This window comes from Pedobacter sp. Leaf250, from assembly GCF_920984735.1.
GTDB lineage: Bacteria > Bacteroidota > Bacteroidia > Sphingobacteriales > Sphingobacteriaceae > Pedobacter.
On sequence record NZ_CAKLBU010000003.1, the window covers coordinates 146301 to 166674 of the forward strand.

At 39.4% G+C, this 20374-nt stretch carries 16 protein-coding genes; 15 read left to right on the forward strand and 1 reads right to left on the reverse strand.

Annotated features, from left to right (window positions below):
• The first annotated feature begins 4 nt into the window (after positions 1 to 4).
• From LUA91_RS03895 to LUA91_RS03925, 7 genes are all read left to right on the forward strand, one after another.
• Positions 5 to 2398: a glycoside hydrolase family 3 protein gene (locus LUA91_RS03895; RefSeq protein WP_231424715.1), complete on the forward strand. Its 2394-nt coding sequence runs from the start codon at positions 5 to 7 to the stop codon at positions 2396 to 2398.
• Between the two features lie 331 nt (positions 2399 to 2729).
• Entirely contained in the window at positions 2730 to 3548 is an 819-nt protein-coding gene (locus LUA91_RS03900) for an SDR family NAD(P)-dependent oxidoreductase (RefSeq protein ID WP_231424716.1), read from the forward strand.
• A 61-nt stretch (positions 3549 to 3609) separates the two neighbouring features.
• Positions 3610 to 4506, forward strand: a complete 897-nt coding sequence (locus tag LUA91_RS03905) for an AraC family transcriptional regulator (RefSeq protein ID WP_231424717.1) — start codon at positions 3610 to 3612, stop codon at positions 4504 to 4506.
• Positions 4507 to 4552: 46 nt separating this feature from the next.
• Positions 4553 to 5311: an SDR family NAD(P)-dependent oxidoreductase gene (locus tag LUA91_RS03910; protein WP_370633594.1), complete on the forward strand. Its 759-nt coding sequence runs from the start codon at positions 4553 to 4555 to the stop codon at positions 5309 to 5311.
• Positions 5312 to 5590: 279 nt separating this feature from the next.
• Positions 5591 to 6481 carry an SDR family NAD(P)-dependent oxidoreductase gene (locus LUA91_RS03915; RefSeq protein WP_231424718.1) on the forward strand — a complete coding sequence of 297 codons (891 nt, stop codon included), beginning with the start codon at positions 5591 to 5593 and terminating at the stop codon, positions 6479 to 6481.
• Positions 6482 to 6493: 12 nt separating this feature from the next.
• Positions 6494 to 6739, forward strand: coding sequence for a hypothetical protein (locus tag LUA91_RS03920; RefSeq protein ID WP_231424719.1), 246 nt, complete (start codon positions 6494 to 6496; stop codon positions 6737 to 6739).
• Positions 6739 to 7329 (forward strand): AraC family transcriptional regulator, encoded by a 591-nt coding sequence (locus LUA91_RS03925; protein WP_231424720.1) that lies wholly within the window; start codon positions 6739 to 6741, stop codon positions 7327 to 7329. The genes LUA91_RS03920 and LUA91_RS03925 overlap by 1 nt, the downstream gene beginning before the upstream one ends.
• Positions 7330 to 7689: 360 nt before the next feature.
• Here the strand turns inward: LUA91_RS03925 and LUA91_RS03930 are convergent, their stop codons facing one another.
• Positions 7690 to 8601, reverse strand: coding sequence for an AraC family transcriptional regulator (locus LUA91_RS03930; protein ID WP_231424721.1), 912 nt, complete (start codon positions 8599 to 8601; stop codon positions 7690 to 7692).
• A gap of 137 nt (positions 8602 to 8738) precedes the next feature.
• Here LUA91_RS03930 and LUA91_RS03935 point away from each other — a divergent pair, with 137 nt between their 5' ends.
• The 8 genes from LUA91_RS03935 (at position 8739) to LUA91_RS03970 (ending at position 20369) form a co-directional block, all read left to right on the forward strand.
• Positions 8739 to 9527 (forward strand): SDR family oxidoreductase, encoded by a 789-nt coding sequence (locus tag LUA91_RS03935; protein WP_231424722.1) that lies wholly within the window; start codon positions 8739 to 8741, stop codon positions 9525 to 9527.
• Positions 9528 to 9982: 455 nt separating this feature from the next.
• On the forward strand, positions 9983 to 10576 hold the full coding sequence (locus LUA91_RS03940; RefSeq protein ID WP_231424723.1) for an RNA polymerase sigma factor: 594 nt from the start codon (positions 9983 to 9985) through the stop codon (positions 10574 to 10576).
• Positions 10577 to 10731: 155 nt separating this feature from the next.
• The gene (locus LUA91_RS03945) at positions 10732 to 11754 is read left to right on the forward strand and encodes a FecR family protein (protein ID WP_231424724.1); all 1023 of its coding nucleotides are present in this window, start codon (positions 10732 to 10734) and stop codon (positions 11752 to 11754) included.
• 48 nt (positions 11755 to 11802) lie between these two features.
• Positions 11803 to 15390 carry a SusC/RagA family TonB-linked outer membrane protein gene (locus tag LUA91_RS03950; protein WP_231424725.1) on the forward strand — a complete coding sequence of 1196 codons (3588 nt, stop codon included), beginning with the start codon at positions 11803 to 11805 and terminating at the stop codon, positions 15388 to 15390.
• Positions 15391 to 15400: 10 nt separating this feature from the next.
• Positions 15401 to 16798: a RagB/SusD family nutrient uptake outer membrane protein gene (locus tag LUA91_RS03955; protein WP_231424726.1), complete on the forward strand. Its 1398-nt coding sequence runs from the start codon at positions 15401 to 15403 to the stop codon at positions 16796 to 16798.
• A 55-nt stretch (positions 16799 to 16853) separates the two neighbouring features.
• Positions 16854 to 18842 (forward strand): TlpA disulfide reductase family protein, encoded by a 1989-nt coding sequence (locus LUA91_RS03960; RefSeq protein ID WP_231424727.1) that lies wholly within the window; start codon positions 16854 to 16856, stop codon positions 18840 to 18842.
• Position 18843: 1 nt separating this feature from the next.
• Positions 18844 to 19920: a S9 family peptidase gene (locus LUA91_RS03965; protein ID WP_231424728.1), complete on the forward strand. Its 1077-nt coding sequence runs from the start codon at positions 18844 to 18846 to the stop codon at positions 19918 to 19920.
• Positions 19920 to 20369: a protein-disulfide reductase DsbD N-terminal domain-containing protein gene (locus tag LUA91_RS03970; protein ID WP_231424729.1), complete on the forward strand. Its 450-nt coding sequence runs from the start codon at positions 19920 to 19922 to the stop codon at positions 20367 to 20369. Before LUA91_RS03965 ends, LUA91_RS03970 begins: the two co-directional genes overlap by 1 nt.
• Positions 20370 to 20374: the final 5 nt, after the last annotated feature.

Below are 20374 nucleotides of genomic sequence, written 5' to 3' on the forward strand. Positions count from 1 at the left end.
AAAAATGAAAAATAATAATACGACCTTAACTGAACGCTTTCAGAAGGCAAAAAAATCAGGATTATTTCTGACACTATTGGCTGTATCAACTTTTGCAAATGCTCAAACAAGTAATAAAATGCTTACAGAAAATAAAAGAATAGACGCCATTATTAAGCAAATGACCAATGAAGAGAAAGTTGACATCCTCATTGGCGTAGGTATGCCCGGAACTCAAATTATGACTGATAGTGGTCCCTTTGGAGATTTAAAGGAGAGTTCGGTTCCAGGTTCTGTGGGCGGGACTGGCTCTATCTCTCGTTTCGGGATTCCGGCAACAATCTTTGTGGATGGACCAGCTGGTTTGAGAATTGAACCAAAGCGAAAGAATGATTCAAAAACATACTACGCAACCGCTTTCCCCGTAGGCACGGCTTTAGCTTCTACCTGGAACAAATCTTTGTTGGAAGAAGTAGGAAAAGCAATGGGAAATGAAGTGAAAGAATATGGTGCAGATATATTATTATCGCCCGCTTTAAATATTCAAAGAAATCCTTTGAACGGAAGAAATTTTGAGTATTATTCTGAAGACCCGTTAGTTTCAGGGAAAACCGCTGCCGCAATAGTAAATGGAATCCAGTCTCAGGGCGTAGGAACGTCGATTAAACATTTTGCAGCAAATAACCAGGAAACCAATCGTTTAACAGTCAACGCACACGTTTCAGAAAGGGCAATGAGAGAATTATACTTAAAGGGTTTTGAAATTGTAGTTAAAGAATCTCAGCCCTGGACGGTAATGTCTTCCTACAATAAACTGAACGGAATATATACTTCTGAAAACAAGGATCTTCTAACCCAGGTTTTAAGAAACGAATGGGGTTACAAAGGTATTGTAATGACAGATTGGTTTGGTGGTTTCCCTGGGTATGAAACTATTAAAGAAGGCAAAATATCAGATGTAACAGCCCAAATGAATGCTGGAAATGATCTGATCATGCCTGGAATCCCAAAGCAGAAAAAAGCCCTTTTAGCTGCTTTAGATTCCGGGAAATTACCTCAAGAAGTTGCCAATCTTAATGTAAAAAGAATTTTGGAATACATTTTCAAAACCCCCACGTTCGCTCAATACAAATACAGCAACAGGCCAAACTTAGCTAAAAACGCGGAGACTACAAGAAAGGCTGCAACCGAGGGAATGGTTTTGTTGAAAAATGAAAAAAATAGCTTGCCTTTTGCCAACAAACAAAAAGAAATTGCTCTTTTCGGTGTAACGTCTTATGCCTGGATTACCGGCGGAACAGGAAGCGGAAGTGTGAATAACAGACACACAGTTTCCTTGCTTGAAGGACTAATTGCGGCAGGTTACAAGCTTGACCAAGAACTGGTTGGCCAATACAAGCCGTTTGCTGAAAAACAGGAAGCAGCTCAAAAAGAGAAAATAAAACAAGGGGGTCTCCTGACACTTCCCGGTAGATTGTCAGAATTAAAAATGACAGACGATTTTATCGCTAAAAAAGCAGAATCTTCCGAAATTGCTTTCGTTACTTTAGGAAGAAACTCTGGAGAGGGAGGTGACAGAGCAATAGAAAACGACTTTAATTTGGCCACAGAGGAGGTGGAAATGCTTAATAGACTCTCCAAGGCTTTCCACGCAAAGGGGAAAAAAGTAGTAGTCATTCTGAATATTGGCGGGGTAATAGAAACCGCTTCCTGGAAGGATAAGGTAGACGCTATTTTATTGGCGTGGCAACCAGGACAAGAGGGCGGACATTCTGTTGCAGACGTAATTTCCGGAACAGTAAACCCTTCGGGAAAACTGGCAATGAGCTTCCCGGTAAATTATGCCGACCACTTTTCAGCCAAAAACTTCCCTGGTACTCCTGCCGATAATCCAAAAGAGGTGATATACGAAGAAGGGGTTTATGTAGGCTATCGTTATTTTAATACTTTCAATATAAAACCGTCCTTTGAATTCGGATTTGGAAAATCTTACACAGATTTCGTTTACACCAATATGAAAACAAATTCTAACATTTTTAGTGATAAACTTGAAGTAAGTGTTGAGGTGAAGAATGTAGGAAAAGTTAACGGGAAAGAAGTCGTTGAATTGTATCTCTCTGCGCCAAACAAATCTATCGATAAACCGAAATCTGAGTTAAAAGCGTATGCAAAAACCAAAGATTTGAAACCCGGCGAATCTCAAACCATTAAATTTACTTTAAATCCTAAAGATTTAGCTTCATATATCTCTTCGAAAAGTGCCTGGATTGCTGAAGCAGGAAATTACACCATCTCAATAGGGGCTTCATCTTTAGACCTAAAAACAAGCAAAGAGTTTTCTCTTGCTAATGAATTAATTGCAGAAAAAGTTCAACAAGTTTTTTCTGCAGACAAGAAATTTGAAGATATAAAACCTTAAAAATTGTCATAAAACCATTTTGTCACAAATTAGCTGTTATCAATCGGAATATTTATTACAGGCATAATGAGCTGTGCGAATAAAAAAAAGGAATGCCCATTTGATTTAGATCAGGCAACTGCTGAATTTCTGCAATAACAGGACTATCCATTTTATACGGATGTTATTAAATTTAACAGCGCATTGTTTTCAAATAACCCTAAATCAGCATAAAATATAAAATTTTTGGCAACTAGCATTTCGTTAAAATGTTTCATTATTGCCTACTTCTGTATCACTATTGTACCCAATAAACTCCATAATTTTGGCTACATCAATTAGTTAAAAAATAATGGCGAAGACAATTTTTATAACAGGAGCATCACGCGGATTTGGAAGGATTTGGACAGAATCATTCCTGAAACGTGGTGATAATGTAGTGGCAACAGTTCGTAATCTTGATGCGTTAACCGTTTTGACAAAAGAATTCCCAACAAGTTTATTGGTGATAAAATTGGATGTTACGGATAAAAAAGCAAGTTTTGAAGCAATTCAAACTGCAAATAAACATTTTGGAGCAATCGATGTATTGATCAACAATTCCGGTTATGGTCACATTGGCGCTATTGAAGAATTGAGCGAACAAGATGTAAGGACACAGTTTGAAACCAATGTGTTAGGATCCCTATGGACTATTCAGGCTGTTTTGCCTATTATGCGAGAGCAGAAATCAGGGCAAATTATTCAACTTTCAAGTGCATTGGGTATAAATACGGTTTCCCTTATGGGACTCTACAGTGCGTCTAAGTTTGCAGTTGAAGGTCTTACCGAAACGCTCGCAGGTGAAGTAAGCGGTTTTGGTATCAAGGTTACCATACTGGAACCGGGAGGCTACTCTACAGATTTCTTCGGCACCAATTCCCTTGCGTTGAGTGAAGCAATACCTGCTTATGAAGTCATACGAAAAGATTTTTATGCGCACGCCGATCACCAGGATTCGGGTAAGCCTGAGGCAACTGTCCAAGCTATCCTTAGTCTGGTAGATGCGGAGAATCCACCACTGCGGTTAACTTTGGGTAAAGTTGCTTTACCTTGGATAAAACATACTTACGAAGAACGTCTTAAGACGTGGGAATCATGGCAGGATGTATCTACAGCAGCACATGGTTAGTGCAAAATAAACAGGAACACAATTCAGATTCTCTAGATTGCGCCTTTATTATTCTAACAATATGGAACATTATCACAAAATAAGCGACCTGCACGAGGCCCTCGGTGTCAAGCCTCCGGAGCATCCACTCTTTAGTGTGACATACGGAGAACGGGACAGCTGTGACGGCAATAGTATACTCGAATTTTCTTCGGCATTTTACATCATAGGATTTAAGAAGCTTAAATCGGGAAGCATGCAATACGGGAAAACAAAATATGACCATGACCGTGGTTCGATGTCATTTGTAAAGCCCCGGCAGAAAGTCGTTTTTAAAAATGTGGAGCTAGAGGAAAAGGGATTTCTAATTATGATTCATGAAGACTTTTTATCGGGGACATCTCTTTATAATGAAATAAGGAAATATAGTTATTTTGATTATGAGGTCAATGAGGCTTTGCACCTTTCCCCCGCAGAAGAGGATATTATCTGGAATCTGTATTTCAGCATCGAAAAAGAGTATAAAAATAATACGGATGAATTAAGTAAATCTATTATGATGAGTCATCTGGATTCCATGCTAAAATATGCGCAGCGCTTTTATAAAAGACAGTTTATCAATCGCACAGAATTAACTGGTTCGACATTGACAAAGTTCAATGCATTACTCGCTGCTCATTTTGAAGAACGTAGAACCAAAGATCTCGGCTTACCCACAGTGGCTTTGATGGCAGAAAAGTTAAATATATCTTCCCGCTATTTAACCGATATCCTAAAACAGGAAACAGGAAAAACAGCCTTGGAGCTGATTCATCTTTTCTTAATCGGCGAGGCAAAAAATCTGTTAAGCGAAGGCGAACTCAATATTTCCGAAGTTTCGTATTTGCTTGGTTTCGAAAACAGCACTTATTTTTCGCGTCTTTTTAAAAAAGAAGTAGGGATTACTCCCAACCAATTCAAAGGAAGCTTTTTGAACTAACAACAGCAGTTTCTTATAAACCAATTTCAAATTAAAAACAATAAAAATGATAAATAAAATAGCATTAATAACAGGCGCAAGCCGTGGATTGGGTAAGGATTCAGCTTTACAATTGGCGAAAAAAGGATTTGATATCATCCTGACCTATCAAACTAAAAAAGAAGCTGCTGACGAAGTAGTAAAAGAAATCGAAACTTTAGGGCAAAAAGCATTTGCTTTACCTTTGGATATTTCTTCAACAGCGGGTTTTGACCAGTTTGTGAACGAAGTGAAAGATATTTTGGATACCCAATTTTCTGCTGCAAAATTAGATGCATTGGTAAACAATGCAGGTATTGGAATAAACAAGAGCTTCGAAACGATGACGGAAGAAATTGTGGACGCAATGACAAATATTCATTTCAAAGGGCCTTACTTCTTAACTCAAAAATTATTACCCTTGCTAAATGATGGAAGTAGTATCGTTAACGTTTCTTCAGGCTTGGCCAGATTTTCATCTCATGGATATTCTGCTTATGGTGCTATGAAAGCGGCACTTGATGCATTATCCAGATACCAGGCTTTGGAATTGGGAATTAGAAAAATAAGGGTCAATGCGCTTGCCCCGGGTGCAATTGAAACAGATTTTGATGGTGGAGTTGTTCGTGATATGTCGGATGTAAATAAATATTTAGCTTCAGAAGCAGCTTTAGGAAGAGTTGGTTTGCCAGATGATATTGGAAGTGTGATAGCTTTCCTTTGTTCAGATGATTCCAAATGGATTAATGCACAACGCATAGAAGTATCCGGCGGATATAGAATATAGTAGATTTCAAGTATAGGAGAGAAGCCCATTTGACAAGTGTTGAATGGGCTTTTTATTTTTGATCTAGCGGCAACTTATTTCCTGCTTAGTTCAGAATCAGGCCGTCATGATCTTTCCGCCTGTGATTAGGCTGTGCTGTCTTTTAATTACATTTTTCTGCCACACCCTCCTCAGTAAGTATTGAATTTGGATGAGCTATGCAATACATATAATTGAGCCATACAGGAAAGTTCTTCAAATCTTTTGCGCATAACTTTACATAAAATAAAAATAAAAGATATGAGGACAATAGTTATGACCGGGGCAACATCAGGGATTGGTGCAGCCGCATTAAAGCATTTTACAGAATTACCTGATACAAATATATTCATCGGTGTAAGGTCAAATAAACATGATGTCCAGCCAGGGACACAGGTTCTGCCACTGGACCTCTCCTCTTTAAAAAGCGTTCGTGCTTTTGCAGACAGCATCAAACAACACTTAGGGGATGGGAAAATTAACATACTGGTATTGAATGCAGGTATTAAGGCGACCGATAACAAACAGCTAAGTGAAGAAGGTTTTGAATTGACTTTTGCGACTAACCACCTGGCCCATTACCTGTTGGCAAGATTGTTTCTGCCAAACATGGCAAGGGATAGTAAGATTGTTATAACGACGAGCGACGCACATGACCCAGCTGTTATCCCCTTTGGTCCAAAAACATTAAATATTGCCGAATTAGCTTATCCTACAGAAAATAGCCCGAAAGGAATGGCATTTTATGGTGCAACAAAATTATGTAATCTATTAACGGCAAATGCACTGAAGTTGAAGGTAGAAGCGGAAAGGAACATTAGTGTTATTGCTTTTAATCCGGGATTAACCGGAGATACTTCTTTAATGGGCAAACAATCCGTACCTTTAAAATTGATAGTATCAATTATTCGCCCATTATTTTACATGATTAGTTTCTTTAAACCGGCATTTTTTATGGGGACTGCAAAACGCTCGGGAGAAGCCTTGTCTGAACTTGCAATTGGCGAAGTTGCACTACCAGAGGGAAGTATTTACGCCTCACTGGTGCGTGGAAAACTTACCTTTCCCAATCCATCACAACTTGCCCAGAACAACGATCTAATGAACCTATTATGGAAAGAGAGTGCTACCATGGTCGGCCTTCCTGAGTAGAAAAAAATAAAGATGAAAAAGCAAACCGCAAACCTATTTTCAGAGTCAATCGTTTATTCTTTAGCTACAGCCAAGCTAACGGAATATGATAACCTGCTCGTAGAAAGCGTTTTACTATTACAGATCTCGGGTGAGATGACCTTTGAAACCTCGGATGATAGGATTACCGCAAGGCCAGGCGAAGTTTATCTGGTAAGGAAACACCAGTTTGTAAAACTACCAAAAGACCAAAAAATAACGAACACTACAATGCCTTGATGTTTATCCTGAAAGACGAAATTCTTAGGGAATATGCGCTTGAAAAACAATTGGACACTGGTGCGAAATACCACGGCAAGAAAAACATCTTTTTACCTGAAAACGCCTACCTGAAAGGATTTTTCGACTCGTTGCTTCCCCATGTACAGTATCCCAAAACACTTGAGAACCCGCTGAGCATTTTGAAAGTCAAAGAGGCCATTGAACTTTTGTTGCTTGGAAAACCAGAACTTAAAAATTTTATTTTCGACTTTTCCGAACCACATAAAATTGATCTGGAAAAATTCATGCTAGCGAATTTCAGGTTCAATGTTCCGATTGCCAAATTTGCAAAATTGACCGGACGAAGCCTGGCTGGTTTCAAACGTGATTTTCTAAAAACATTTGGCATCTCTCCTCGGCAATGGCTACAGCACAAACGACTTACAGCAGCTCACCATGAACTTGAAAAGAAAAATAGAAAACCAATTTCAATTTATTTGGAACTTGGCTTTGAGAGTTTATCTCATTTTTCTTATGCCTTTAAAAAACAATTTGGTTATTCTCCCAAAGAGGTACCAAACCTTAATAAAGTTCCAGATCTTTTTTAATATTTCAGCTTTTCTTTTGCCCTACTGGAAAACAGACTATAATCACTGCTATTGTATAAATATCACCTATCTTTTAACCTGGAGGAAATCCCTTTTTAAACCAGCTTTTTTTTAGAGCTTTGGAGAAGGTACCCAACATTATCCTTTTTCATACTGCTTAGAAGTATAGGGACGATCATTCCATCTAATAGCGCTATTCCATCTAATGTTTGATTATCTATCTTTATCTCTAAGGGGATAATTTCTGATAGTGGCTGATAAAAAATTGTAGTTTAAGACTGTTTAATCATGAGAAACTTTCGGTAAGGACGAAAGTTGACAAAGGCTCTTTGTCGAATGTATTGTTTTGGATATATTTATTCAATTGAATAATAAGTTGTTATTACTTTTCCTGTAATCAGTTGGAGATAACCCCGTCAATTTTTTGAAAAATTTGCCCAAAATTGATTGCTCGGAAAAACCTAAAATGATAGCTATCTGGCTAATAGAGAGTTTCGAATTTGATAACAAAACGCGAGCTTCAAATAAAATAGCATCATCAATCAGCCCTCTGGCAGTTTTACCAGACACCTCCTTAAGTGTCTTTGTTAGGTGCCCCGGAGTGATAAATAAGGCATTTGCGTAATATGAAACCTTTCTTTGTGCATTAAAATTTTCTTTCAATAAGTTGAAAAAACGCAATGCCATTTCTTCCTTGCGCTTAATTTGCAGCGATGTATGTTGGGTAGCAATTTTGAACTGTGCTGCAATTCGGTAGATCATTGAACTGAATGTGTGCTGGATAATTTCAGCACGGAATAGCGATGAGGTCCTGTCGGAATTTAATTTTTTTAATTGTTTTATCAGACTAATGATGTCCTCCCGTTCACCCGCTTCAATTTGAAAATTTACAATCTCTTTCGAAGCGAAAAAAGCAATTGCATTAAAATTATTTTTATCCATTGCCGAGTTGCGAAAAAAATCTGTAGTAAAACTGAGGGCAAACATCTCTACATCTTCGTCCATTTCAACTACCTGAACAACCGTTGACGGAGAAATGATTATTACGGAGTTTGTCTGAGCAGGAAAACATGACATATTCAGCTGATAGCTGACTTTCCCGGCAGCCGTAATTAAAATTGTATAATAATCTGGCCGATATGGTTTCTGAAATTTCCTCCACTGTACAATTTCGGCATCGGTGTAAATATGTAATCCTTCCGATTGATGGTTCATGCCCATAATCCGGATGACATCATTTAGGCTATAAATTTCAATATTTGATTCTTTCAAGTTAAATGATTTTTACAGGGTGACAACTCATCCTCAGTTAAATAATGATTGTTTTCGACCAGTTTTTGACGGATATCATACCAACCCTCAACTATTTTAATGTATAATTTTAGACTCTAAATATAAAATCTAAAGATATGGAAAAACTAAAAGACAAGGTTATTATCATTACCGGCGCAGCCGATGGCCTTGGACTTGCTACCGCTTTGGAAGCAGTAAAAAATGGTGCCGTCTTATCATTAATTGATTTAAATGAAGCATCTCTCATACAAGCAAAAGAATTAATTCTTAAAAAATATCCTGAAAGCAAACTACTAACCATTTCAGGCGATGTAGGCGATCTGGCTACATCCGTTCGCTATACAGAGGAAACAATGAAAGCTTTCGGACGAATTGATGGATTGTATAATAACGCCGGTATAATTGGCGGTACAACACCAATCGATGAGTTTGACCCGGAAGCATTCAATAAAACGGTTAATATAAATTTAAACGGTGTCTTTTACGGATTAAAATCCGTTATACCGATTATGAAAAAGCAGCAGTATGGAAGAATTGTTAATGCTGCCTCTGTGGGCGGCCTTCGTGGCGTTTTAAATTCCGCTGCATATGTAGCCACTAAACACGCCGTTGTGGGGCTCACAAAAACTTCTGCTGCTGAAGTTGCATCAAGTGGAGTCACCGTCAATGCAATAGCTCCCGGTGCGATTAAGACTTCGATGATGAGAGGCTTTTTCGAGCAGACTAACCCTGAAAATCCCCAACAGGCGGAAAATGAATTTGCTAAGAATAATCCAACGAAACGACTAGGATTACCGGAGGAAGTTGCGAAATTGGTGGTTTTTCTATTAAGTGAGGATTGTAGCTATGTTAATGGACAGGTCATAGCTATTGACGGTGGACAGTCTAATACTTACCTAATGTAGCTTCATTTTTGAAGCAATCAAGGATGCTAAATCCAACCATAGTATTTCAACCTCATCATGGAGCTACCTCCATTGGAACTTCGTGTTGAGGCTCTGATTTGCTCGATATACCCGTTAATTTTTGCTGGTTCTTCATGCTACAACATTTCATCATCTGCTTTGTCAAAGTAAAGATCAATCAATTTAAATGAGATTGCATACCTATCTACATTAAGATCATCAACACTTTTTTACACCTGATTTGCTCGGACTGTTCAACATGGAAGAGGAAATTTTTTGTCAAACTTCAATTTGAAGCGCTGCAGGTGGAGCCGCCAGAAAGTCAAGTCATCAAGATCTTTAATGTAAGTCTATTTACCAGAGAGAAACTTCTGCTTATCGCAAAATCCATGAAGTGTTTAATTAGATAGTGGAATTCATTTTTTTTTTTGGTTATTTGAATTCTATTTCAAAATGTGGAAAAAAGTCTTGACGATATCGAATTATGGAATCTCCTCAGATCTGGGGACAGGACGGCATTGGACAGAATTTATAACAAGTTTTTCAATTCCCTTTTCCAGTATGGAATGCGCATGCTTCAAGATGATGATGCTGTTTATGATTGCATGCAGAACTTATTTATTAAATTATGGGTCAAAAGAGAAAGATTACCTGATATAGCCAATCTCAGGAATTATCTTATTTTCTCCCTTCGGAACACCATTACTGATTTCAGACTTGCTGAAAACCGATATGAAAAGGTGGAGATTAATGGAGAACACCATTTTGACCTCAAATTTTCCGTTGAATCTGAATACATCAGGAAAGAGGACAGCAGTGAAAAGGCATTACAGCTGTCAAAAGCCATGAATGATCTTACACCACGGCAGAAAGAGTTCATTTATCTAAAATATTTTGAGGAAATGGACTATAATGAAATTGCTGAGATAATGGATATGAGTATCAAGGCTACCTATAAACTTAACGCAAGGGCACTGGAGGCATTGAAACAAATCCTTAAAATTGATAAGGCACTTATACTAGCCATTCTTTTATCTCTTAAGCAATAATTCACTTATAATATTATCCGGATTTTGTGGGTTTTTATGGTTTCTTCTATAAAACCGCGATAATTTTGTAATTATTTTCAAAAAAAATAATTTCCATGGGGTAAAATTTATTTTTTTTTCGTCTTTATAATGGATAACCCATTAAGGCATAAGAAATGAATAAAGATTTATACCGGTTTTACAGTGTTGAGGATTTTTTAGCGGATTCCGATTTCATCCGCTTTGTCAACCTTCAAACGCCTGAAGACGTAAGCTTTTGGAAAGCCTGGGCTTCTGAGTACCCGGAAAGGCAAGCTTTTTTTCAAGAAGCATATGCACAACTAAACCTGATTCTCATTAATCCTGAATTCATAGTGCCCGGCGGATTTAAGGATAATCTGTTATCAGATATCAATGATTCTATTGATAAGTTTGAATCCAAAAGAAAAAGGAAAAAGATGTATACCTTTTGGTCTTCGTCCATTGCGGCATCGTTAATTTTAGCAATAATATCTTTCTGGTATTTCACCAGTAATATCACCATCAACACCGACTTTGGAGAAACAAAAAGCATTTCACTTTCCGATGGGTCGGTGATTCTGCTCAATGCAAACTCAACATTAACTTATCCAAGAGCTTATTCATTTTTAAAAGTGCGATCTATAGCTTTAAAGGGTGAGGCCTACTTTAAGGTAAAGCACATCAATAAAAATCCGTCCATAATTAATGCCGGAGAAATTTTCATCGCCAAAACGGATGGTGTTGAGGTGGAGGTTCTCGGTACAGAGTTTAATCTCAAAGAAAGACGTGGCCTGGCAAATATCACACTGATAAACGGACGGGTAAAGGTGAGGTCAGTTAAAACGGCAGCTAACTACTTCATGAAACCTGGCAACACCATAAAAATAAACACCATGAACGGGCAGCTGATTCCGGATTTGCAACCTGGTATCATTCAGTCCAGCTGGATTGAAGGAAAGCTTGACCTTAAGCAGGCCACTGTTAACGAAATTATCTCCGCTTTTCAGGATCTATACGGTTATAGGGTAATCCTCGAAGATCCCACACTTGGCTTCAAAAAAATTGACGGCAGTATCTCCATCAACAGTGAGCAGAGCTTGTTATTCACCCTCAGCAATATTCTGAATGTAAATATTAAAAAGGAAGGTAAGATTATACGGCTTGAGTCGCGACACTGATAATTAAACCTCCTCAATTAATCAAACAACCAAACAAACCAACCAACAATGAAAAGAAAACTAATCAGGCCCGCTTGCAGGCTACTGCTCATCCTTTTAATTTTCGGCTACGGCAGTAAAGCCTTGGCTCAAGAAAATCGAATTACCATTGAATCCGCATTAAATGCAATATCAAAAAAGTACCGTACCAAATTTGCTTATGAACACAGCATCATTCAGGGTAAATATACTACTGCCGAAAGTTTAAACGCCAAATCGCTTGATGAAGCCTTAAAGCGTACCTTGTACCCTAACAACCTGCTTTTTTTATACGTTAGCGAAGGCAATTACACCATCGTAAGCAGGGATGAAAAATTGTTTTCCAAAGAATCACAGTCATCAATACCATTAAATGGAAATAACTTAAATACCGATGATTATTTTGTATCAGGGAGGGTTTTGGATGAAACAGGACTCGGATTGCCTGGTGCAACCATTAAATCAAACGGTTCCAATAAGTCGGCAATTACCGATAGAGATGGTAAATTTTCGCTGTTCGTACCCAGAACAGCAACCAGTGTAAGCTTTTCTTACCTTGGCTATCAATCATCTACAATGCCCTTAAACGGAAGTTCAAAAAGCTTCAATGTTTCATTGAAACCTGATGCAGGAAGGCAATTGGAAGAAGTTCAGATTATATCCAATGGCTATCAGGTTTTACCAAAAGAACGGTCAACCGGTGCAGCTGTTGAGATTAAGGCGGCAGATTTACAAAAGATTAAAACCCCAAACCTTGTTCAGCGACTGGAAAATCAGATTGCCGGCCTTAAAGTGGATTTAAACTCTGATAACATGTTTACCTATAGTAACACACAGGTAGGCATTAACAGTGGAACACGTTCTCTTGGAAGAGCGGACTACAACATGTCAATAAGGGGTACAAGTACACTACGTGGGGAGACATTTCCGCTTGTTGTAGTTGACGGGGCAATCTCAGAGCTCGATTTATCGACACTCAACCCGAATGATGTAGCCAGTATAACTTTCTTAAAAGACGCTGCCGCCGCATCCATTTGGGGCACCAGGGCTGCGAATGGTGTAATCGTGATTACCAGCAAAAGGGGGAGCGAGAACCAGGCCCCTAAGATAGCAGTCTCAGCATCTGCAACTGTATCAAATAAGCCTAACTTGGATTATCTCAAAACCATGAATTCTGCCCAGACCATTTCTTATGAGCAGGACCTGGTATCAAAAAATTTAATTACAGCACCAAATGCCTTAAATCCTTTTGGCCAGCCCGTAGCTGATGTAACCGATTTGACCTTCAAGTTAAGGGCAGGTACCATTACTCAGGCAGCGTACGATGCCGCCATAGCCCGGTTTAGTTCGATTGATAGCAGGGAGCAGATTTCTCAATATCTGATCCGCCCATCGACAAGTCAACAGTATGATTTTTCTGTTAACGGAGGCGGGAAAAATACCGACTATTTTTATTCGGCGTCATACAGCAGGGAAAATCCTCAAACTGTAGGCGTTGACGGACAGCGTTTAACGGTAACGATGAACAATACCTTCAAGTTATTTAAAGTGGCAACACTTTCCACAAACGTAAAAGGTTCATTCTTTAAATTTAATAACAATGGCCAATCGCTAAATAATTTGTTTAAACCCTCTAATACAACCTTCATGCCCTATAATCAACTAATTGATGACCAAGGTAATCGGGTTAGCTATTCCAGACAATACTATTCTGGTTGGGTAAATTCCCTTCAAAACCGGGGCTACCTGAATTGGGGATATAACGCACTAGATGAGATTGATAATTCAGACATTTCCCAGAATGATAATAACTATACGGTAAATTTAAACCTGAACGTTCCTATTTTTAAAGGCTTTTCAGCTAACGTTTTCTACGGTAATGAAAGAAGTTTCAGTAATACAAGAAGTTTTTTCAATGAACAAACCTATGAATATCGCAATCTGATCAATACCTACACGCCCTTGCCTACAACAGGCCGGGTGGTGAATTCTATAGGGATCAGTCCGGGCAGCGGAACACTTAGAGAACTTAATACCAATACCAATAATTACGATTTAAGAGGACAGCTGAATTACGATAACACATTTATCGGTGGACATCAGCTCACAATGATTGCCGGTTCAGAAATTCGCCAAACAAAAGTGGGGCAGGGCGGAAGCACGATCTACGGTTATAATATGGGTACGGGAATTTCCAGACCGGTCGACTTCTTTACGCCATATCCAACCATACAGGGTTTCAGTGGAAACTTGAACGGTGCCCCGAGCCAGCAAGATAAAGTAAGGCGGTATCTGTCTTATTATAGCAACGCGGCCTACACTTATAAAGGTAAATATACCCTTTCCGGTAGTGTGCGTTATGACGATTATAATAATTTCGGAGTTGATCGCAAGTTCAGGGCTACGCCACTTTGGTCTTCCGGGATTAAATGGGATCTTTCAAAGGAGTCTTTCCTGCATAATGTGAAGTGGGTTGATAACATCAACATCCGTGCGACCTATGGTGTGAATGGAAATATCTCAACCGAGCTTTTCCCTTTTACCTATATTGCTCTTGGAAGCGGTGATTCATTAACAGGGCTTCCCAATGCATCTATAATTTCTCCTGCAAATCCTGAACTTAGATGGGAAAAAACTTATGTTGCCAACCTTGGAGTAGACTTTGGACTTTTTAACAACAGATTATCCGGTTCGGTTGATGTGTACACCAAGAGAGGAAAAGATCTCATTTATCCTTTTCCTATCAATGGTACTTATGGGGTAACCAGCCTCACCAGAAACTCAACTAACTTATCAGGCAATGGTGTTGATTTGAACCTTAGAGGGGTATTTATCCGAAATGAAGATTTTGAACTGAACGGCGGATTGAATTTTGCCTACAACAACAATACCGTTACCGATACCAGGTTTGCAATCAATTCCTCTTTTTATTCCAGTCCGGCCTATGGCGTTAACTTGTCGGGTTACCCAACCGACAAAATTTTTGTTTACAAAAATGCCGGTCTTGATGCAAATGGACTTACCCAGGTGTATAACGAGAACGGAGCCAAGGTAAGTGCAAATCAAAATATTACATCAATTGATGCACTAAGCTATGCAGGAAGAAGAACAGCACCTTATTTTGGAAATTCCAATATCTCTTTTCGATACAAGAAATTAACATTCATGGCTGTTGCCTCCTATCAGTTTGGCAGTGTATTTCTTAGACCAACCATTTCCACATATCCAACTGCCAGACTGGGCGTAAGCTACGACCTGCATGAAGATATTGCAAGGAGATGGGTTAAGCCTGGGGACGAAGCCATTACCAATGTTCCCGGTCCGGTGGGTGTGTTCGCAGCGCAGAGCTTGCTTCGCTATCAGCAGTCCGACATTAACGTGCTTAAAGGAGATTACATTAGATTGAGGGATCTTTCTTTAAATTATCAGTTGCCTGTGGCAGATTTGACTAAATTCATCAGTGCAGCAAACTTTACATTTGCCGTAAGAAATCTGGGACTCATCTGGAGGGCCAATAAAGAGGGATTAGATCCTGATTTTGCATCAGGACTGAGTGCATCAACCCTGGGTTTACCATCCGCAGTGTCCTACAACTTCTCACTCAATGTTAACTTTTAATTTAAGACCCATGAAATTTAAATATAAATTATATGTTTTATTTTTTGCAGCAAGTTCACTTTCAGCGTGCAAAAAGTATGTTGATATCAAAACCCAGGGTAATCTGGTTCCAAATCAAACAATCAATTACCGCTATCTGTTAAACAGTACCCAAAGTTTTGAAACTGTAGCCAACCTTTCAGACTTTGCCTCATCAGATATTGATATTAATGACCCCGCCCAGCAATCTTCACTTTCCGGAACACAATTGTATTCTTATTATAGGGGAAGCTATTCCTGGCAGTCTGAACTGTATCCGTTCGGTTCGCCATATGAACAGGATCTTAACTGGAATGCGCTATATTCCACTATTTTATATGCAAATACAATTATAAATGAGCTTCCCGGCAGTGATGGTTCTGAATCTGAAAAAAATGCACTTACCGCTGAGGCACTTGTTCATCGGGCCGATGCTTACCTGAATCTGGTTAACACGTATGCTAAACCTTACAATGCAGCTTCTGCCTCAACGGATCTTGGTGTCCCGCTGCTGCTTACTCAAACTGTTAGCCAATCATTGAAAAGGGCCAGCGTGCAGGCTGTTTATACGCAGATTATCAGCGATTTGACCTCTGCGATCCCTTCTCTACCACAATCTCAGGCCTATAACACGCTTCCATCGAAACCATCAGCCTATGGCGAACTCGCAAGGTGTTACCTGATGATGAAAGATTATGTGAATGCTGCAAGGTATGCTGATGAGGCCCTGAAGTTACGCAGTACCTTAATTGACCTTTCAACACTCAATTCGGTTTCAACAGCTAACTATCCACGCAGGATTATCAATCCGGAAATATTACTTTCGAAAATATCCCTCGGCGGATCATTGACCTTTGCGCCAGTGACCCTTAAGCTGAGTAATGAATACCTCAATCTTTTGGGTACTAAAGATCAGCGATATACATTGTTTACCGTTCCTGCCACTAACGTGTCTTCAACATACACCGGTCGTTTCTTTTATAAGGAAAGCATAACAGGAGAAACCAGAAATCAAGGGGTATCCGTACCGGAAATGTTGTTGATAAAAGCGGAGACGATGGCCAGGGCAGGCGATGTGAATGGGGCAATGTCTTTTTTGAACACACTCAGAGTGAAGAGATTTAAGCCCGCAGATTACATTCCCGCGACGGCTGGTAATGCTGAGGAGGCCCTTGTGATGGTCATCAACGAACGTAGAAAAGAGTTTTTTGGAACGATGCTACGCTGGTGGGATATGCGAAGAACCAATAGCGAGCCGATCTTTCAACGTACCTATACCAAAACCTTCAATGGGGTAACCTATACCCTGGCACCGAATAGCAACCGTTATACTTTTCCTATTGCACAATACCTTCGGAACTTGAATCCTGAATTGGAACCAAATCCATAATACACAATAAAACCACCGGCACGGCGGTAAGGCCGTGCCGTTTAATTTTTAAATCATGTCAAAAAAAACTTCTTTGCTGCTTCTCTTTATTAGCTTCTCTTTTTCCGTTCTCGCACAAACGACTGAGAATTTTCGTTTTACCCCTGAGAAGGCCTATAATGGTAAGCCAATTACCATTTATTATAATCCTCAAGGGACAAAGCTCGAGGGCAAAAATGATATCAGGGCAGTTGTCTATCAGTATATCAATTATAAATGGAATGCCATGGATATGAAGTTCACCAATGCAGGAAAGGAATGGAAAGCTGCTTTTGATGTCCCTGCAGACTGCGGCTTGCTGGGATTTAAGTTTCTGGGAGGGGATTCGGTTGATAATAACAAAGACCAGGGTTATTTCATATTGTTAAACGATAAGGACAGGGCAGGCGCCATGGCACCCGGAGCATACATCGGCTGGGGTTATGCACGTTCGCCAAAATATGGAAAAGATATCAAGGGTTACATCAACTTCAAGGGGGTGAGCGATACGGCCACATATCATTGGCTGAACCAGGAAATCTCCTTCAACCAAAAATCAAAATCCTTATTGGCCAAAGATTATGCTATAGCACTTAAAGCATTCATGAAAGCGGGTGCAGACCCCAAACTCGAGCTTGCGGTTAAATATCTTACTCGCCCTGAAGGTTCCGAATCGGATCTGCTGAATGCAAAATACATCTGTCAAAATCTGTTGAACAGAAAAGACGCAACCGATTCAGTAACCAGTCTGCTGAACCAAAGGTTTCCTAAAGGAAGTCTTGCACGCCTGACAGCCTATAAAAATATCTCGTCAAACAAAGATATTGATTCTGTAATGGCTGCCTCGGTTCGTTTTCTCCATGACTTTCCACAGTCCGGTACAAATCCTGAGTTCGATCTGGAAAACCGGATTAATTATGACATTGTTTATCAGAACCTAATGGTCTTCGGTTCGATGAAAAATTCAGCCACAGATTATGTAAGCCTTTACACGGATTCACTTTCCTATAACATGTTACCATCTGTTTATTATAAACTGATCTGGATAGCATACCACCGAAAGGAAGGGGATATGGCTAAACTGGCCAAATATTCTGATCTGATGGTTAAGCGCCTTGAAGCTTTCAAAATGAACAGGCCGGAATCGATGCGATATCTTGCCCCTTCTGAGTGGGAAAAAGAATATAGAAAAACCTTCGTAGCCAGCATCGCACCTGTACATATTGGCTTGTTGAACTTAAGGGCAAAATATCAGGAAGCTCTTGCTTACGAGAAGGATGCTCAATTGGAACTTGATTACAAAAATGCTGAAGTTAATAATGAACAGGCAATTACCCTAAGCAAGCTGGGTAAGCTTCAGGATCTGGAAAAACTGCTGGTAAAAAGTATGTACAATAACCAAAGTTCTACCGAAATGATCGCAATGCTTAAAGATATTTACCTGAAAAAACACAAATCGCTAAACGGATACGATGCTTATATCGAATCACTTAAGAATCCGGCAGATACAAAGAAAAATCTTGAGGAACTGAGATCCCAGATGATAAAACGGGAAATGCCGGCCTGGAGCATGAAGGATGCGGATGGAAAAACGATCAATTCCGCGGATTTAAAGGGCAAAACGGTAATCCTTGATTTTTGGGCAACATGGTGCGTTCCGTGTAAGGCATCATTCCCGGGAATGAAACTAGCGGTAGAAAAATATAAAAATGATCCGAATGTTGTTTTCTATTTTGTTGATACCGAAGAGTTCAAATCGACTTATAAAGAGGAAAATATTAAGTACCTAAAAGACAATAACTATCCGTTCAACCTGCTTTTTGATAATAAGTTGGAGGGCGCCAAGACCAATTCTGAGGTTTTTTCACGCATATGTAAGACCTTCACGATTTCGGGCATTCCCCAAAAATTGATTATCGATAAAAATGGCTTTTTAAGATTCATCTCGATTGGTTTTAAAGGTAGTGCCACTGGACTGGCAGATGAAATGTCTGATTTAATAGAAATTACCAAAACTGCAAATTAACATGAAAAAGATTTCAATAATGGTTGTACTCCTTTTTGGGATGATTCAACTGAGCACTGCACAGCAAGTTGTTGACAAAGAGATAACTTTTACCTCTGCAGATGGTAAAATCACCTACGGGGGAACATTGTCAATGCCTGCGGGAAAGGGGAAATTCCCTGCTGCGATAATTGTTTCTGGTACAGGAAAGCAGGACAGAGATGGACTGATGGCCGGACATAAGATTTTTCTTGACATTTCAACTGCGCTGGTCAACGGCGGATTTGCCGTGTTGAGGCTGGATGATAGAGGCGTAGGTAAGACCACAGGGAATTATCAAACGGCAACCACAGCGGATTTCGCCGATGATGCCTTGCTAGCAGTTAAATATCTTCAGGGAATAAAGGAAGTTAATCCAAAAAAAATCGGGCTTATTGGACATAGTGAGGGTGGAGCAGCGATGTCTATTGCTGCCGCCAAGAGCAAGCAGGTTGCCTTTCTGGTGAGTCTTTCTGGTTTGGCGATGAATGGCTTTGATGCGCTGATTTCACAAAATGAAAAACTGGTGAACGAATCGAAGCTTCCGGATTATGACAAGGCAAGATCCAATGAAATCAATGCCCTTATGTTCAAAACTGCTTTTAAGTACGCGGATTCAGCAAACATGGAAACAAAACTTAATGAAACTTATGCAATATGGAAGGTAAAGGACGATGCGTATTTTAAAACCCTGAACATTGAATTTGATCACTTTAGGTTTCCTGTATACAGCTACGTTAATTATGCCATCGGTCCCTGGTATAGATATTTTATTCAGTATGATGCAAGAAAAACGATGGCCAAAATAAAGGTTCCTGTGCTGGCCATCAATGGAGATAAGGATAACTATGTTGTCCCTGAAGCCAATTTGAGCAATTGGAAAAACTATATCGCTGCCGGAGGTAACAAAAAGGTAGAAACACATTTGATTAAAAATGTGAATCACCTGCTCTTGCCCTGTCAAATCTGCGATCAGGCTGAGATACCAAAAATTAAGGAATCGGTAGCTCCGGAAATACTACAAATCATCATCACTTGGTTAAATAAAACAATTAAATAATGAAAAAAAATCTCATCGTATGTTGCCTTTTTATTCTCATAGGCATTAGTGCAAAAAGCCAGATACTAAAACCGGTTACCTGGTCATACGCTGCAAAGAAAACTGGACCCAAAACAGCAACCCTATACATTAAAGCCAAAATAGATAAAGGATGGCATTTGTATTCGCAGTATGTTAAAGAGGGTGGCCCCGTGAAGACTAGCTTTGCCTTTGCAACAGGAAAAGGCTTTGAGCTTGTCGGTAAAACCATTGAGCCGAAACCGGTCACCAAATATGAGGAAATCTTTAAAATGAACGTTAGCTACTTTGAAAACAGTGTTGTTTTTCAACAAAAAATAAAACTTACAGGCAGCAGTGCCACTGTAAAGGGGACTGTTGAGTCAATGGTCTGTAATGACCACCAATGTCTGCCTCCTGAGGAAATCCCGTTTAGCATCAACGTAAAGTAACAAAC

Coding starts and splice junctions, on each gene's coding strand:
- LUA91_RS03895 (WP_231424715.1), top strand. CDS start 5: ATGAAAAATAATAATACGACCTTAACTGAACGCTTTCAGAAGGCAAAA.
- LUA91_RS03970 (WP_231424729.1), top strand. CDS start 19,920: ATGAAAAAAAATCTCATCGTATGTTGCCTTTTTATTCTCATAGGCATT.
- LUA91_RS03965 (WP_231424728.1), top strand. CDS start 18,844: ATGAAAAAGATTTCAATAATGGTTGTACTCCTTTTTGGGATGATTCAA.
- LUA91_RS03920 (WP_231424719.1), top strand. CDS start 6,494: ATGAAAAAGCAAACCGCAAACCTATTTTCAGAGTCAATCGTTTATTCT.
- LUA91_RS03900 (WP_231424716.1), top strand. CDS start 2,730: ATGGCGAAGACAATTTTTATAACAGGAGCATCACGCGGATTTGGAAGG.
- LUA91_RS03935 (WP_231424722.1), top strand. CDS start 8,739: ATGGAAAAACTAAAAGACAAGGTTATTATCATTACCGGCGCAGCCGAT.
- LUA91_RS03925 (WP_231424720.1), top strand. CDS start 6,739: ATGTTTATCCTGAAAGACGAAATTCTTAGGGAATATGCGCTTGAAAAA.
- LUA91_RS03910 (WP_370633594.1), top strand. CDS start 4,553: ATGATAAATAAAATAGCATTAATAACAGGCGCAAGCCGTGGATTGGGT.
- LUA91_RS03915 (WP_231424718.1), top strand. CDS start 5,591: ATGAGGACAATAGTTATGACCGGGGCAACATCAGGGATTGGTGCAGCC.
- LUA91_RS03950 (WP_231424725.1), top strand. CDS start 11,803: ATGAAAAGAAAACTAATCAGGCCCGCTTGCAGGCTACTGCTCATCCTT.
- LUA91_RS03955 (WP_231424726.1), top strand. CDS start 15,401: ATGAAATTTAAATATAAATTATATGTTTTATTTTTTGCAGCAAGTTCA.
- LUA91_RS03905 (WP_231424717.1), top strand. CDS start 3,610: ATGGAACATTATCACAAAATAAGCGACCTGCACGAGGCCCTCGGTGTC.
- LUA91_RS03960 (WP_231424727.1), top strand. CDS start 16,854: ATGTCAAAAAAAACTTCTTTGCTGCTTCTCTTTATTAGCTTCTCTTTT.
- LUA91_RS03945 (WP_231424724.1), top strand. CDS start 10,732: ATGAATAAAGATTTATACCGGTTTTACAGTGTTGAGGATTTTTTAGCG.